The sequence below is a fragment of the Flavobacterium sp. 245 genome (assembly GCF_004362055.1).
Lineage (GTDB): Bacteria > Bacteroidota > Bacteroidia > Flavobacteriales > Flavobacteriaceae > Flavobacterium.
Genome location: NZ_SNXB01000005.1, coordinates 244,209 through 259,797, shown reverse-complemented (window position 1 = coordinate 259,797; position 15,589 = coordinate 244,209). Strand labels below are relative to the sequence as shown.

The window sequence follows — 15,589 nt, the reverse complement described above, 5'->3', positions numbered from 1 at the left end:
ATGATGAGTAAATTAGGAATAGTAATAACTGATGGAGTAGGTTTTAGGAATTTCATGCTTAGCGATTTTTATCAAAAGGCACAGGAATCATTTAATGAAGTTGTGATATTATCTTGTCTTCCAAAAGAAGCTTATAAAGACTTAAATGTTAATTGTGAAATTATAGAATTATCGATTTTCAATGAAAGTTTTTTTACTTGGTTTTTTAGAAAATCAAAAGAAGTTGCCCACTTACAGCTTCACAAAAAACAGAACAAGGGAATTGAGATAAATCTTCAAAAAAATTGGACAAATGCAAAGAATCCGCGAGGGTATGCTACGAGATTTATTTTTAAATTAACTTCTTTTCTGAATTCTGAAAAGTGGATACAGCGTTTTAATCATTGCCAGCAATTATTTTTTAAGAATGATGTCATCACTAAAGAATATTTTGAAATTTTAAAAAAAGAAAATTTTGATTTATTATTTTTTACCCATCAGCGACCACCTTTTATAGCTCCGGTCATTTATGCAGCAGAATTATTGAAAGTAAGGACAGCTACTTTTATTTTTAGTTGGGATAATTTAGCTTCTAAAGGGAGAATGTCAGGCAATTATGATTGCTACTTAGTATGGAGTGATTTAATGAAATCAGAACTTTTACAATTTTATCCATCTGTTAAAGAACAACAAATTAAAGTTGTTGGAACTCCCCAATTTGAACCTTATGTTCTGGATCGATATAAATCTACAAAGGAAAAATTTCATAATGAATTTGATTTGGATCCTTCAATGAAAACAATATGCTTTAGTTGTGGAGATGTATCAACAAGTAAAAATGATGAACTTTATATTGATACAATAGCAAGCGCAATTACAAATAACAATATTCCAAAAGTCAATTTTTTGGTAAGAATCTCTCCCGCTGAAGACGGTTCTCGTTTTAAAGATTTGAAAGAGAAATATTCTTTTATTAAATGGAATTTTCCAAAATGGGTTCTTACAAGAAAAGACCACCAAGAATCATGGTCGCAGAGAGTACCAACTGTTGAAGATGTTATTGATCTGCGCAGTATATTACAGTTTTCAGATTTAAATATAAACATGCTTTCAACAATGAGTTTGGATTTTATGTGTTTTAAGAAACCTGTAATTAACCCAGTTTTTGGGAGCATAGATAGTGGATTGTATAATGATCAAAAGTTTCTAGATTATGAGCATATAAAAAATGTGGTGAATTCAAAATCTACTAGAATTGCAAAAAATGATAGTGAATTGATTAGTGCTATCAATCTTTATCTGCAAAATCCCGAAATTGATGAAAAAGAAAGAGCGAGATTAGTAGAAATGCAGGTAAGCCGACCTCTTGAAAATACTGGAAAGAGAATTGCAGAGACATTACAGGGATGGGCTTAAAGAAAAAAATAGCAATTATCTGCAATTACGAATTACTTCCAGAAAGAATTGGAGGAATGGATCACTTTTTTTGGAGTTTTGATCAAAAATGCAAAGAAAATAATATTGAAGTAGATTGGTTTTTTCCTAATAACTCAAAACATGACAATTATTCAGAATTGAAGATTTACAGTTCTGGAACGAATGTGGAGAAAAGTTTTCTAACATTTCTTGAACATAATAAGCCACAGTATTCTCATATTATTACTCATTTTGTAGAATTGTGTACACCCTTTTTTAAAAAAGTAAAACAACTTTCTACTGCAGAAATTATTGCTATAGATCATAATCCAAGACCTTTAAACGGATATTCATTTAAGAAAAGAATAAATAAAAAACTGAAAGGATTACTGTTCTCAAAATATATAAATTTATTCATTGGCGTTTCTGATTATACAGTAAATGAGATTTTAAAAGATTTTGGATCACATTTAGGACATAAAACTAAAACAATTTATAATGGAGTTGTTATAGATAAGATTTTAATTCGACAGAATAGAAGTGTTTATAAACCTACTTTTTTAGTAGCCTCTCATCTTAGAGAATCAAAAGGGATACAAGATTTAATTGAATCTGTTTCGTTTCTTCCAAATGAAATAAAAGAAGAAATTAAGATTGATATTTATGGTGACGGACCTTACAAGAATATATTGTTAGAGAAGATTGGGCGGTATTCACTTCAAAATAATTTCCTTTTTAAAGGAAGCAAACCCAACTTAAATGAGATTTTTTTTCAATATGACTATATGCTTCAGCCCACACATATGGAATGTTTCAGTTTGTCTATTTTAGAAAGCTTGGCGGCAAATGTTCCAGTTGTAACCACAAATGTTGGGGGAAATGCAGAAGTTATAAAAAATGCTGAAAACGGATATATTTTTGAAGCAAAAAACATAAAAGCCTTAACTAAAATTCTTGAAGATGTTTATTTGGGAAACAAAAAGATATCGATTAATACGAGGGAATTAATTTGCAATTCCTTTTCTTTGCCGAAAATGGTAAAAGACCATTTTGAACTGCTTTTCAAATAGATAAGTTTTACAATTTTATAAATACATAAATGTTTTTTAATTCATTAGCATTTGCTATTTTTTTGCCAATCGTTTTTTTCTTGTATTGGTTTGTCTTTAACAAAACTAAAAGCACACAAAATGCTTTATTAATTATAGCGAGTTATTATTTTTATTCCTGTTGGGATTGGAGGTTTTTGTTTTTGCTCGTTTTCTCTACATTTCTAGATTACTATACTGGAATCCAAATTGAAAGAGGAAAATCTGAAAACAGTCGTAAATTTTGGTTTTGGCTCAGTATAATAGTCAATCTCGGATTTTTAGGGATTTTTAAATACTATAACTTTTTCGCCGCTTCATTTTCAGATCTATTAAATGGAGTTGGTTTCAAGGCGAGTCCAGTTTTATTAAAAGTTATCCTCCCTGTCGGAATTTCGTTCTATACTTTTCACGGACTTTCATATGTTATAGATATTTATTACAAACGAATTAAAGCCGAATATAATTTTGTTGATTATTCTCTGTTTGTGAGCTATTTTCCGCTTCTAGTAGCAGGCCCAATCGAAAGAGCAACGCATTTGCTTCCTCAGGTAAAGGTAAAAAGAGAATTCAATTTTCAAACAGCAAAAGAAGGAGTTTGTCAAATTATTTGGGGATTAGTTAAAAAAGTTGTCATTGCCGATACTTGCGCAACTTATGCCAACGCTATTTTTGATAACTATTCTGGAATGAATTCATTTTCTTTAATTCTAGGTGCCATTTATTTTGCATTTCAAATTTATGGAGATTTTTCAGGTTATTCTGATATTGCTTTAGGCGTTTCAAGATTATTTGGTTTAGATTTATTAAGAAATTTCAATTATCCCTATTTTTCAAGAGATATCGCTGAGTTTTGGCGCCGCTGGCACATTTCACTTTCATCTTGGTTTCGTGATTATCTATATATTCCGTTAGGGGGAAGCAAAGGTGGACTTTGGATGAAAATCAGAAACACATTTATCATTTTCTTGGTAAGCGGATTTTGGCATGGAGCTAATTGGACCTATGTAATCTGGGGATTAATTAATGCTATTTATTTTCTGCCGTTACTTTTATCAAATAGCAATCGCAACAATATGGGCGCCATTCAATTAAAATTTGATTTTGATTCGGTCAAAATTGCAATGAGCATTCTATATACCTTTTTACTGACATGTACAGCTTGGATATTTTTTAGAGCGAAAACAATCACTGATGCAGTTTTATATATAAAAAGAATTTTTTTAAACCGAGATTTTAGTTTTCAATTTTTAGAAAACGAGCGTTATAGTTATGAGTTAGTGGGAATGATTGGTTTATTTGTATTGATAGAATGGAATAATCTAAACAAGGTTGAGCCCCTTTCAGGAAAAAGAAGTTCATTGAAGGTAGCTTTAGCTTTAGTTGCCATAATGGCTTTGGGAACTTTTTCAGATTATAAAGAATTTATATATTTTCAGTTTTAATGAAGAATTTTATAATTTATACAACCAAAATTTTTGCTTTAGCTATTTTGATTGCTATTGCATTAGATGGACTTTATACTTATGTCTTTCTGCAATCAAAAAATAGAGGAAAAATCGAAACTGTTTTTAATTCGAGCGGAAAGAAATATGATGTTGTAATTTTAGGTTCATCAAGAGCCAACAATCATTTTGTGTCACAGATGTTTGAAGACAAAGGTTTAAAAACTTTCAATTACGGAATGAGCGGTGGACATTTATTTGAAGCTTCATTAATGTTGAAATTAATGATCGAAAGAAAGTATACAATTAAGAACGTCATTCTTGAAGCCGATTTAAATTTGTCAAATGATAAAGAATCTGAAGGAGTGTCGGCAAAGTTTTTACCTTACATTCATAATTCAGAGATTATAAAAGAACAATTTAAATCTCAAGAAAATTTTAATGAACTTTATTATATACCATTTTATAGATATATAAAATATGATTCGAAAATTGGATTTCGGGAAACCTACAAAATTGTTACCAATCAAACAACAAATGCTTTAGATAATCTAGGATTTTATCCTTTAAAAAAACACAAAAACGGCAATATGAAAAACAATATTGTCAATTTAAATCCACTCCCTCATAATAAATATTATGAAGAAATCAAGAAAGTCTGTAAAGAAAACAACATAAATCTTATCACTATAATGACGCCAATGTGTGAAAATGTAGTAGGGATGAATTATTTTGACAAGGTTAAAAAAGCTTATCCAGAAATTCATAATTATGAGAATGTTGTGGTTGAGGATAAATATTTTTCATCTTGTGGGCATATGACAGATAGTGGAGCAAAACTATTTACGGACAGAATTTTAAAAGATTTTTTCAATAAATAAAATATGAAAATAGCTTTTTTAACACCAGAATATCCCCATGCCAAAACTGGTAACTCAGGAGGCATTGGAACCAGTATCAAGAATTTGGCAATTGGACTTTTAGCACAAGATGTTTCAGTGCGAGTACTTGTTTATGGACAAAAAGAAGATTCTCTTTTTGATGATAATGGCGTTTTAATTCAGCAGATTAAAAATGTAAAAGTTAAAGGATTGTCATGGTGGTTTACAAAAAAAAAACTTGAAAGAATTATAAATGAATTATACTCGAATAAAGAAATTGATTTAGTAGAAGCACCAGATTGGACCGGAATAACTTCATTTATCAAGCCAAATAAATGTCCAATTATAATACGATTGCATGGTTCTGATACGTATTTCTGTCATTTAGATAATCGTCCTGTAAAATGGGTAAATAAGTTTCATGAAAAAAGAGCAATTCAAAAAGCTGATAGTTTATTATCGGCAAGTCAGTTTACTGCAGATAAAACGAATTTAATTTTTAATTTAAATAAGAAGTTTGAAATCATTCCAAATCTTATTGATTCGGAATTGTTTAAAAAAGATGATTTAGATAAACAGACTAAACAAAATATCTTATACTTTGGAAGCCTTATTAGAAAAAAAGGACTTTTAGAATTACCTCTGATTTTTAATAAAGTTATCGAAAAGCATCCTGAAACAAAATTAGTTTTAATAGGAAAAGATGTTTTAGATATTATTTCAGGAAATTCTTCAACATGGGAAATGATGCAAAATCTTTTTTCTGAGAAGGCTTTAAAAAATGTCGAATATCTTGGAAGTATTCCTTACAGCGAAATAAAACAAAAAATTCAGGAATCAAAAATATGTGTTTTTCCATCTTTTGCAGAAGCTTTTCCGGTTTCTTGGTTAGAGGCAATGGCAATGGAAAAACCAATTGTAGCTTCAAATATTGGCTGGGCAAATGAAATGATAGATGAAGAAAAAAACGGATTTTTAGTTGATCCAAAAGATCACGATTTATACGCTCGAAGATTAATTGAGTTTTTAGAAAATCAACAACTTTGTCTTGAAACAGGAAAGGCAGCAAGGAAGAAAGTTCAAGAATGTTTCGATATAGAAATTTTGGTTAAAAGAAATATTGAATTTTATAAAAAAATGAAAGTATAATTCACATTAAAATGATACTAAAGGAATTTTTAACAAGTACCGGAGAAATTATACTTTATAATGGTCAACCTAATTTTGAGAAGTTAGAAGTTTTAGCATCTGGTGCAGGAGATATTTGGCACAGTTCATTTGAACAGGGCTATAAAAATGCTTTTCCAGAATTAGTATATCAGACTGCTGTCTTTTTTATGTTTATTAATGATTTTGATAATCTTGATGAATGTGTAAGTTGGAGAGTTAATCCTAATCAATTTGCAGTTCGTAAATCTGTTTGGGAACAATTAAAAGGTTTTGATGCAGAATATGAAAATGTTCAATTACAGGCATTAGATTTTGGATACAATGCGTTGCGTAATTCCGCGGCAGTTCCACTTTTTATTAAAGGACTTTTTCAGGAAAATTTAGAAGAAAAAATTGATATATCTGCAAAAGACAGATATGTGTTTTTTCGAAAAAATTTCAAATTGGATCACTCTGCATTTATGTTGTACAGAGAAGGATTTTGGAAATGGAAAGAATGGAATGCTTTTTTTTATGCAAAGAAAAATTTCAAATTAGGAGCTAAAAAGCCTATAATTAAACCTCGTAAATTATTACCTATTGAGGGGCAACCAACTGTGAGTTACATTATTCCTACAATGATGCGCCAGGATTTTACTTTACAGTTGTTGCAAGATTTAGCAGTTCAAACTTATCCGTTATCTCAAGTTGTTATTGTTGATGCAACTCCAGAAAATGTAAGAGACGAAAAATTATATAAAATCAAAGATTTCCCTTTTGAATTAATTGTAAAATGGCAGGAAACAAAAGGAAGCTGCAGAGCAAGAAATGAAGCTATAGAATTATGCACGGGAGATTATACTGTTTTTGGAGATGATGATGTCCGAGTACTTCCAGATTTTATTGAAAACCATATTAGGCTTTTGCAAACTTATAAAACTGGTGCCTGTAATGGCTTAGATATTCGAGCAGATAACCAGCAGCAAGATTTGGAAGATTTAAATGAAAAACTAAAAAAAGTTGAAAAAAATAGGTGGAAAGTTGGCGTAACTCCAACTTTCAGCAATGCAAATTCTTGCGTTAAAACAGAATATGTTAGAAAATTGATTGGGAATGATATTAATTTTGATGGTGGGTACGGTGAAGACAGTGATTTTGGATTGTCGTTATTTAAGTTAGGACAGGTCATTCTTTATAATCCTTTTTCTGCCAACTTGCATTTAAAACCGCCAGTTGGAGGATATCGATTTTGGGGAAATCAATCAAAGATTCTCGGAAAAAAAAGAAAAATACAGCCTTGGGAATTAGATACTCCGGTAAGAAACATTCGACCAGTACCAAGTCCTACTGTCATGTATGGTATTGTAAAGCATTTTACACCACAACAAGTTTTGGAATACAAATACAAACACTTTTTTCTCTATCTTTTTAAAGGATCTAAAAGAGGTTTCGTATACCGTTTTTTTCGAATACCATATAAAAACCTTCAGTTTAAGAAATCACTTTTTTATGCTAAAAGATTAAATAATTTAGGAATTAGACACAAATAAATATGAAATTCTCTCTAATTATTTGTACTTATATGCGTCCAGAACCCTTGCTACAATTATTGCAATCGGTTCAAAAGCAAACTTTTTATCCAGATGAGATTTTAATTATTGATGGATCTTTACATGATCAAACTAAAATTATTTTAGAAAAGAACAAATTTGAAAATCTCAAATATTTTTTAGTTGATGATCTGAATCGCGGTCTTACAAAACAAAGAAATTTTGGAATTAGGAATGTAGAGCCTAGTAATGAAATTGTTTGTTTTCTAGACGATGATACCGTTTTACAAATAGATTATTTTGAGAGAATAATGGAAACTTATAAAATATTTCCCGATGCTTTAGGAGCTGGAGGTTATATTTGTAATGAAGTAAAATGGGAAAAAACTTCTGATAATTATATTCCAAGAATTGATGAGTTTTATTATGATGAATGGAAACGAAATGATGGTAGCCGATTTATACTTCGAAAAAAACTTAGTTTAGACAGTGATTGTCCTCCGGGTTTTTCTCCCAATTTTTCACATGGACGAAGCGTTGGTTTTTTACCCCCAAGTAATAAAATATACAAGGTTGAACAATTAATGGGCGGCGTTTCTTCATTTCGAAAATCGGTTTTCGAGGAGCTTTCTTTTTCCAATTATTTTGAAGGATATGGTTTGTATGAAGATGCAGATTTTACATTAAGAGTTTCAAAAATTGGAAATTTATATTTAAATACAGCTGCAAAATTAGAGCATTTTCATGCGGCATCAGGACGGCCAAACCAATATAAATATGGAAAAATGGTTGTTAGAAATGGCTACTATGTATGGAGAGTAAAAAATCCAAATCCAGCTTTAGAAGATCATTTTAAATGGAATGCAATAACTATATTGCTGACGCTAATTAGATTTAGTAATGTTTTAACAGGCAATAAAAGAAAAGAAGCTTTTACAGAAGCAATTGGAAGAACAATAGGCTGGTGGAGTTTATTATTTGATAAGCCAAAAATTGAAAAATGATAACAAAAGAAACAATTTTAGAAACGAATTTAAAGCAAAAAGAATTTTACAATAATAAAAAGAAAAATTTTGCTACAAATATTTGGTCAAAAGTTAGAAACGGGGTTCTTAACCAAATTAAAAAAAATATTGGCGTTCAGGACCAGTCTTATGTTTTACATAAAGAATGGTTTGGCGATTTGTCGACAAAAAAAGTTTTAGACTTAGGCTGTTTTTCAGGGAATTATTGGTCAATGTATTTGGCAGAAAATTCGAAAGAATATTTGGGTATTGATTTGAGTGATATTGCGATTGCAAAGTTGAGTGAAAGAATTAAGCATTTGCCAAATGCACAAGCAAAAGCAATTGACTTTCTTTCGGATGAATTCACAGTGAAGGACTTTGATTTGATTTACGCCTATGGTGTACTCCACCATTTTGAAAACACATCAATTTTAATTGATAAACTGAATGAAAAATTAGCATTTAGCGGAGAAATTATAAGCTATGACCCACTTGAGACGAGTTTTCCCGTGAAAGTTCTGCGAACATTGTATAGACCTTTTCAATCTGATGCCGCTTGGGAATGGCCGTTTACAAAAAAAACATTCTATTTATTTCAGGATTCTTTCAATATTATTGAACGAAGAGGATTGCTTGGAAAATCAAAATGGATTGCTTTAGTAAATATATTGCCACTCTCTGGCGAAAAGAAAAATGAAATTGGTTTAAAATGGCATCAACAAGATTGGAATGATTCTAAAACATTAGATTCAGTTTTGTTTAGTTGTATGCATGTTACGATGTTGATGACGAAAAAATAGGCTGTTGTTTGTTCAATTGTATTATAGCCTGTGATTTAAGCGTAGTATATTTTGAAGATTAATTAATATCAGGATCTTTTAATGTAGCTTTTTCAGAAACGAAAGAGAACTTATTTGCAGCAAAATAACCCAACAAAATCTAATGAAGACAATTTTAATTGCACATAATTATTCTGAAAATTCATTTGCTTCAATGAGTTATTATTTGGCTAATTATTTAGCAGATACAGGAAATAGAGTTGTTTTTATATCACACAGGCCTTTTTTTAATGAGATGCAAACAATCAAAAAACAAAAAGGTGAAATAATTATTTGTTCATGGCCTACAGAAGATAGACCTACGTCACTAAAAGATGCTCTTTGGTATTCTAAACTTTATTTTAAATATAAACCAAATATTGTTATAGGACATTTTGTGGGAGCTAATATTGCTATTGGCTTGTCAAAATTGTTATCATTTAATAGAGTGAAAACATTTAGTTATTATCATACTTTAATGGGACAAATTGCTTTAGACAGTAGAGGAAAGCATTTGAAAAGGAATGTTTTGATTTTTAGAAAAAGTATATTTTATAAATTTTTTTGTGATGCAATTATTTGTCCATCAGATTTAGCACAAGAAGATTTGAAAAAAAGTTATAACTTAAAAAAGGGTTTAGTTTTTCTGAATCCAATGAAGGATAGATTTCAATACAAAAATATTCAGAATGAAAATAAAATTATTATTTCTTATTTAGGAAGACTTGATCCTTCAAAAGGAATATTAGAATTAATAGAAGCATTTATAAGTTATAAAAGAAAAAATAAATTTTCAAATTTATTTTTAAATATTGCTGGCACCGGAAGTTTAGAAAGTGAAATAAAAAAAATGATTGTTAATGTAAGTGAAATTAAGTTTTTTGGTGGAATTAAGTATGATAAAGTTGATGACTATTTGCTGCAAAGTCATTTTGCAATAATACCTTCAAAAATAGATAATTTACCAACAGTAGGTTTAGAGGCATTAATGAATTCTACGCCTTTATTGATTTCTAATTTTACAGGACTAGCAAACTACTTACAAGATGGTTCGGATTGTTTTAAATTTGATCCAAATTTAGAATCAATGGTTTCTCTATTTTATAAGGTTGAAAGTAATTTTTCCGAATATAATAAGATGAGTGACAATGCAAGAATAACTTTTCTAGAAAATTTTGAGATAATGAATTATTGCAACAAATTTTCCAATATGATTTTGCAATGAAATTAGTTGTTATAACTCATGTTGTTCATATTCAAAAAGATGGTGCTTTTTGGGGATATGCTCCTTATGTTAGAGAAATGAATATTTGGTTTAAATATATTGATGAAGTAGCTGTTGTCGCTCCTTTAGAATTAAAAAAAGGTTTGACCGAAATTGATACTTTTTATGAGTGTGAAAACATCGATTTTAAGCAAATTCCGAATTTCAATTTCACTAGTTTGAAAAATATTCTTAATTCGATATTTAAGCTTCCTCTCATTTTTTGGCAAATTTTTTGGGCTATGTATGATGCAGATCATATTCATTTGCGTTGCCCTGGAAATGTAGGCTTAATCGGTTGTCTTGCACAAATTTTTTTTCCAAACAAAAAGAAAACGGCTAAGTATGCGGGTAATTGGGATTCTGAAAGTAAACAGCCTTTGTCGTATCGTTTACAAAAGTGGATTCTTAGTAATTCTTTTTTAACAAAAAATATGCAAGTATTGGTTTATGGAGACTGGCCAGATCAATCCAAAAATATAAAACCTTTTTTTACTGCAACATATTCAGAAGCAGAGAAAGAAATTATTTCAAAAAACAGTTTAGATTTAAAGACTGAGTTTATTTTTGTTGGCAGTTTGGTTTCAGGTAAAAATGCCCTTTATGCCATAAAATTAATTCAAGAATTAGTTAAAAAAGGAATAAATGCAGTTTTGAATGTTTATGGAAATGGTATCGAAAAGAATAATTTAGAAATTTATATTAGTGATAATAAATTAGAAGGCTACATTGTTTTACATGGAAATCAAAATAAAGAAACAGTAAGAAAAGCCTATCAAAAAAGCCATTTTGTAATACTGCCATCAAAAAGTGAAGGATGGCCAAAAGCAATTGCTGAAGGAATGTTTTGGGGCTGTGTTCCTGTCGCAACTAATGTTTCGTGTGTTCCGTTTATGCTTGATTATGGAAATAGAGGAATTTTATTGAAGATGAATTTGGAAAAAGATGTCGTACAGCTCAATAATCTTCTTGAAAACAAAGATATTTTTATGTCTAAAAGTAAGTTAGCGCAAGATTGGTCTCAGAACTATACTACTGATTTTTTTGAAACTGAAATTAAAAATTTGCTGTAAACATGAGGGTTGTACAAATAATAGATACCTTGGAAGCTGGCGGAGCCGAGCGCATGGCGGTAAATTATGCCAATGCATTGTCAAAAAAAATTGAATTTTCAGGTTTAATTGCAACGCGAAAAGAAGGTTTGCTTTTGAATCAGATTGATGCAGAAGTTAATTACTTGTTTTTAAATAAGAAGAAACTAATAGACTTAAAAGCTGTTTTTACGGCAAGATCTTATATTAAAAAACATTCAATTAATGTTATACATGCCCATAGTTCTTCATTTTTTTTGGCTGTTCTAATTAAATGCGTTTTTCCAAAAGTCAAAATTATTTGGCATGATCATTATGGAATTTCTCAGGATCTAGAAGTTAGAAAAAATATAGCATTGAAAGTAGGCTCGTTTTTTTTTATTGGAAGTGTTGCAGTAAATTCTGCTTTAAAGAATTGGGCTGAATCATATTTAAATTGTAAAAATGTAATTTACTTTCCTAATTTCATTGTTGACAGGAACGATTCGTATAAAGTGTTTTCTTTAAAAGGAATAGATCATAAAAGGGTTGTTTGTGTTGCAAATCTGCGCCCGCAAAAAAATCATGAATTATTAATTAAATCAGCGCATTTAATTAAAGAAAAACATCCTGATTGGACTTTTCATTTTTTTGGAAAAGATTTTGAAGATAGTCATTCAAAAAAAATAAAAGATTTAATTGACGAATTTAAATTAGAAAATTCTGTTTTTCTTTATGGGACGGTTGACAATATAGGTGCTGTCTTAAAACAATGTGAAATCGCAACTTTACCATCTTTATCAGAAGGACTTCCGTTAGCAATTTTGGAGTATGGCTTATATGAAAAAGCTGTTGTAGCTACAAATGTGGGTCAGATTTCTGAAATTATTTCTTCAGATAGTGAAGGTCTTTTAGTAGATTCAAATGATCTATGTCAATTCACAGAGTCGATTATAAGATTAATTGAGAATGAAAATGAGCGTCTTCAAATGGGATCGACATTACATCATATTGTTGAGTCAAGATATTCTCAAAAATCAATAATCAAAGATTATTTACAATGGTTAAATTCTTTAACTAATTTTACTCCTGAAATTCCAGTTTAAATATTTTAATGAAAAATAAAACGATCACATATTATTACCTTATTTTATTGCATTTACTTATTGCTTTGGCAGTTTTTGTTTTGCCAGTTCTTTCGAAATTATACGCGCTTATAATACCTGTAGCCGGAATTTATTTGGTAAATAAAACAAAAAATCAAAATAATGAAGTATTGCTGGTTTGTGCATATTTGGTTGGTGCAGAGGTATTCATGCGTATGACTGGAGGGAATTTCAATAATGAATATGTGAAATTTAATCTTATTTTTTTCATGTTTTTAGGCATGATTTATAGCAGTTTCTCTCCATCATCTTTTATTTATTGGTTTTTCTTGATTTTACTTATTCCTTGTATTTTGGTTACGGCTTCAGTAGATCAAGTTGATGTTGATGTTAAAAAACTACTGTTTTTTAATCTTTCTGGACCAGTCTGTTTAGGAATTTGTTCTATATACATGTATTCAAGACGGATTCAATTTTCTCAATTGCAGAATATTCTTTCGGTGATGGGGCTACCAATTTTCACAACAACAGTCTATTTGTTTTTATATACGCCAAGCGTGAGAGATGTAGTGACCGGTACAGGTTCTAATTTTGAAACCTCTGGAGGATTTGGACCAAATCAGGTGGCAACAATTTTAGGTTTAGGAATCTTTATTTTTTTTACCCAGCTTGTATTGTTTTCTAAATCAATTAAAGATAATATTTTGAATGTATGTTTGTTACTGTTTGTAAGTTATCGTGGAGTTGTAACTTTTTCTAGAGGCGGTATTATAACTGGAGTTGTCATGATTATTTGCCTTTTGTTTTTTTTGTATCGATTTTCTAATGCAAAAGGAAAAGCAAAATTCAGTTTGGTATTTATCTTAACTGCGTTAATGGGTGTTGGAATTTGGACTTATAGTTCTATTCAAACAAGAGGACTTATTGATAAACGTTATGCCAATAAAGATGCATTAGGACGTGCGAAAAAAAGTACTTTAAGTGGAAGAGAAGAAATTATGGACACCGAAATTAAATTCTTTTTGGATAATCCTATAATGGGAGTAGGGGCTGGAATGGGTAAAGAACTTCGAAAAGAATCAGGTGATGTAGTTGCCTCACACAATGAAATAACTAGAATGCTTGCTGAACATGGAATGTTTGGTGTTTTTGGGCTATTGATACTGTTTTTAACGCCATTAATTCTTTTTATAAATAACAGGCAGCATCTTTATTGTTTGTCTTTTTACCTCTTTTGGTTACTAACTATAAATCACGCTGCAATGAGAATTGCGGCACCCGCATTTATTTATGCTTTGTCATTGCTTTCGGTACGAATTGCAATACCGGAAAAAGCTGAAAATTAAGCTGTTTAATTATAATTTTTTTATAATACATTTGTGTCGAAGAAAAAGTCCCCAAACTTTAAAACTTACGACTGATCATGACTACTAAAAAAATGCATTTCGAGATTTCGGAAAGGAAAATACTATTGCATATTTTTGATGCTGCCTTTATTTTTGCTGGTTTATATGTTTTACATTTTCTATTTGATAATCGGTATTATGTTTTAGATTTCGATTATTTCTACAGACCAATTTTGCTTATTGCGTATATTGCTGTTTTTGGAGCAATTTTCGAAATGTATAATCTTCAAATTGCCAGTAATCAGTTTCTAATACTTCGAAGTACTGTTTTGACAGCAACTGCTGCAGTTATTTTATATTTATTTACTCCTGTTTTATCGCCTGAGCTTCCAAAAAAGCGATTGGTTATTTTGGTGTTTTACTTTGCAATTCTTGCTTCATTGCTGGCTTGGCGTTTCTTTTATGCTATTTTTCTAGCTTCGCATCGTTTTTCTCAAAATGTTGTTTTGATATGCGATAAGGATCAAGTCGAGGAACTGGTTTTAGGTCTTGAAAATGTTGATCCGCATTATACAATAATCGGTTTTGTTAATTCTGATTCAGTTTCTGATGAAAATAATGAGTTTAATTATGTGAAAGAGATTAAGAAACATGATTTAGAGGATTTTGTAATTCATCATAATGTTTCTGAAATTGTTATCGCGGCCCAAAAAACAGACGGAATCACAGCTGACTTGTATCAGCAATTACTTCACTTATTAGAGTCTGGTAATATTATTAAAGAATATACGCAGGTTTATGAAAATAAAACACAGCGCATTCCAGTACATTATATAGAGCGTGATTTTTATCGCTTTTTTCCCTTTAGCCGTAGTAACAGCAATAAATTATATCTGATTTTAATTCGTTTAATAGAATTTGTACTGTCTTTCATCGGTTTGGTATTTTGTTTCATTTTTATACCATTTATTTTAATTGGCAATCTTATCGCAAATAAAGGGAGCTTATTTTATACACAGGAGCGCGTTGGAAAGAATGGTGTTATTTTTAAAATTTATAAGTTCAGGACAATGATTGAAAATACAGATGTCAACGGTCCATTCGCGAAATCAAATGATAATAGGGTAACGCCATTTGGGAAATTTATGCGTAAATCCAGATTAGATGAATTGCCTCAGTTTTTCAATGTTTTAATGGGAGATATGGGGGTAATTGGACCTAGACCCGAGCGTCCTTTTTTTGTTGCTGAAATTGCTAAAATAATGCCTTTTTATGAAACTCGTCATGTTATAAAACCAGGTTTAACGGGTTGGGCTCAGGTAAACTATTCGTATGGAGAATCCATTGACGAAAGTCTAATAAAACTTCAGTATGATTTATATTATATAAAACACCGCAGTATTTTTTTGGACTTAAGTATTACTTTCAAAACAATTACAACCGTTTTGTTTTATCGCGGACAATAATGCG

Annotated in this window: 13 protein-coding genes; all 13 read left to right on the top strand. The window is 30.2% G+C overall.

All coding sequences use genetic code 11. The features are described from left to right. The 13 genes from EV145_RS12010 (at window position 1) to EV145_RS11950 (ending at window position 15,585) form a co-directional block, all read left to right on the top strand. On the top strand, window positions 1-1,395 hold the full coding sequence (locus tag EV145_RS12010) for a hypothetical protein (RefSeq protein WP_243739254.1): 1,395 nt from the start codon (window positions 1-3) through the stop codon (window positions 1,393-1,395). After that, window positions 1,386-2,465, top strand: a complete 1,080-nt coding sequence (locus EV145_RS12005; protein WP_243739253.1) for a glycosyltransferase family 4 protein — start codon at window positions 1,386-1,388, stop codon at window positions 2,463-2,465. The genes EV145_RS12010 and EV145_RS12005 overlap by 10 nt, the downstream gene beginning before the upstream one ends. Before the next feature lie 29 nt (window positions 2,466-2,494). Then, a complete protein-coding gene (locus tag EV145_RS12000) occupies window positions 2,495-3,928 on the top strand; it encodes an MBOAT family O-acyltransferase (RefSeq protein ID WP_133525454.1) in 1,434 nt (477 codons plus the stop codon). Then, entirely contained in the window at window positions 3,928-4,809 is an 882-nt protein-coding gene (locus EV145_RS11995; protein WP_133525453.1) for a hypothetical protein, read from the top strand. Before EV145_RS12000 ends, EV145_RS11995 begins: the two co-directional genes overlap by 1 nt. Window positions 4,810-4,812: 3 nt before the next feature. Continuing rightward, the gene (locus EV145_RS11990) at window positions 4,813-5,958 is read left to right on the top strand and encodes a glycosyltransferase family 4 protein (protein WP_133525452.1); all 1,146 of its coding nucleotides are present in this window, start codon (window positions 4,813-4,815) and stop codon (window positions 5,956-5,958) included. An 11-nt stretch (window positions 5,959-5,969) separates the two neighbouring features. Next, window positions 5,970-7,508: a glycosyltransferase family 2 protein gene (locus tag EV145_RS11985; protein WP_133525451.1), complete on the top strand. Its 1,539-nt coding sequence runs from the start codon at window positions 5,970-5,972 to the stop codon at window positions 7,506-7,508. 2 nt (window positions 7,509-7,510) lie between these two features. Further along, entirely contained in the window at window positions 7,511-8,512 is a 1,002-nt protein-coding gene (locus EV145_RS11980; RefSeq protein ID WP_133525450.1) for a glycosyltransferase family 2 protein, read from the top strand. Beyond that, the gene (locus tag EV145_RS11975) at window positions 8,509-9,315 is read left to right on the top strand and encodes a class I SAM-dependent methyltransferase (RefSeq protein WP_133525449.1); all 807 of its coding nucleotides are present in this window, start codon (window positions 8,509-8,511) and stop codon (window positions 9,313-9,315) included. Before EV145_RS11980 ends, EV145_RS11975 begins: the two co-directional genes overlap by 4 nt. Before the next feature lie 142 nt (window positions 9,316-9,457). Next, window positions 9,458-10,558: a glycosyltransferase family 4 protein gene (locus tag EV145_RS11970; protein ID WP_133525448.1), complete on the top strand. Its 1,101-nt coding sequence runs from the start codon at window positions 9,458-9,460 to the stop codon at window positions 10,556-10,558. Further along, window positions 10,555-11,670, top strand: a complete 1,116-nt coding sequence (locus tag EV145_RS11965; protein ID WP_133525447.1) for a glycosyltransferase — start codon at window positions 10,555-10,557, stop codon at window positions 11,668-11,670. The genes EV145_RS11970 and EV145_RS11965 overlap by 4 nt, the downstream gene beginning before the upstream one ends. Before the next feature lie 2 nt (window positions 11,671-11,672). Next, the gene (locus EV145_RS11960) at window positions 11,673-12,773 is read left to right on the top strand and encodes a glycosyltransferase (RefSeq protein WP_133525446.1); all 1,101 of its coding nucleotides are present in this window, start codon (window positions 11,673-11,675) and stop codon (window positions 12,771-12,773) included. A gap of 8 nt (window positions 12,774-12,781) precedes the next feature. Beyond that, window positions 12,782-14,119 carry an O-antigen ligase family protein gene (locus EV145_RS11955; protein WP_133525445.1) on the top strand — a complete coding sequence of 446 codons (1,338 nt, stop codon included), beginning with the start codon at window positions 12,782-12,784 and terminating at the stop codon, window positions 14,117-14,119. Window positions 14,120-14,193: 74 nt separating this feature from the next. Continuing rightward, entirely contained in the window at window positions 14,194-15,585 is a 1,392-nt protein-coding gene (locus EV145_RS11950) for a sugar transferase (protein WP_133525444.1), read from the top strand. Window positions 15,586-15,589 lie beyond the last annotated feature (4 nt).

Coding starts and splice junctions, on each gene's coding strand:
- EV145_RS12005 (WP_243739253.1), top strand. CDS start 1,386: ATGGGCTTAAAGAAAAAAATAGCAATTATCTGCAATTACGAATTACTT.
- EV145_RS11990 (WP_133525452.1), top strand. CDS start 4,813: ATGAAAATAGCTTTTTTAACACCAGAATATCCCCATGCCAAAACTGGT.
- EV145_RS11980 (WP_133525450.1), top strand. CDS start 7,511: ATGAAATTCTCTCTAATTATTTGTACTTATATGCGTCCAGAACCCTTG.
- EV145_RS11960 (WP_133525446.1), top strand. CDS start 11,673: ATGAGGGTTGTACAAATAATAGATACCTTGGAAGCTGGCGGAGCCGAG.
- EV145_RS11965 (WP_133525447.1), top strand. CDS start 10,555: ATGAAATTAGTTGTTATAACTCATGTTGTTCATATTCAAAAAGATGGT.
- EV145_RS12010 (WP_243739254.1), top strand. CDS start 1: ATGATGAGTAAATTAGGAATAGTAATAACTGATGGAGTAGGTTTTAGG.
- EV145_RS12000 (WP_133525454.1), top strand. CDS start 2,495: ATGTTTTTTAATTCATTAGCATTTGCTATTTTTTTGCCAATCGTTTTT.
- EV145_RS11995 (WP_133525453.1), top strand. CDS start 3,928: ATGAAGAATTTTATAATTTATACAACCAAAATTTTTGCTTTAGCTATT.
- EV145_RS11975 (WP_133525449.1), top strand. CDS start 8,509: ATGATAACAAAAGAAACAATTTTAGAAACGAATTTAAAGCAAAAAGAA.
- EV145_RS11970 (WP_133525448.1), top strand. CDS start 9,458: ATGAAGACAATTTTAATTGCACATAATTATTCTGAAAATTCATTTGCT.
- EV145_RS11985 (WP_133525451.1), top strand. CDS start 5,970: ATGATACTAAAGGAATTTTTAACAAGTACCGGAGAAATTATACTTTAT.
- EV145_RS11955 (WP_133525445.1), top strand. CDS start 12,782: ATGAAAAATAAAACGATCACATATTATTACCTTATTTTATTGCATTTA.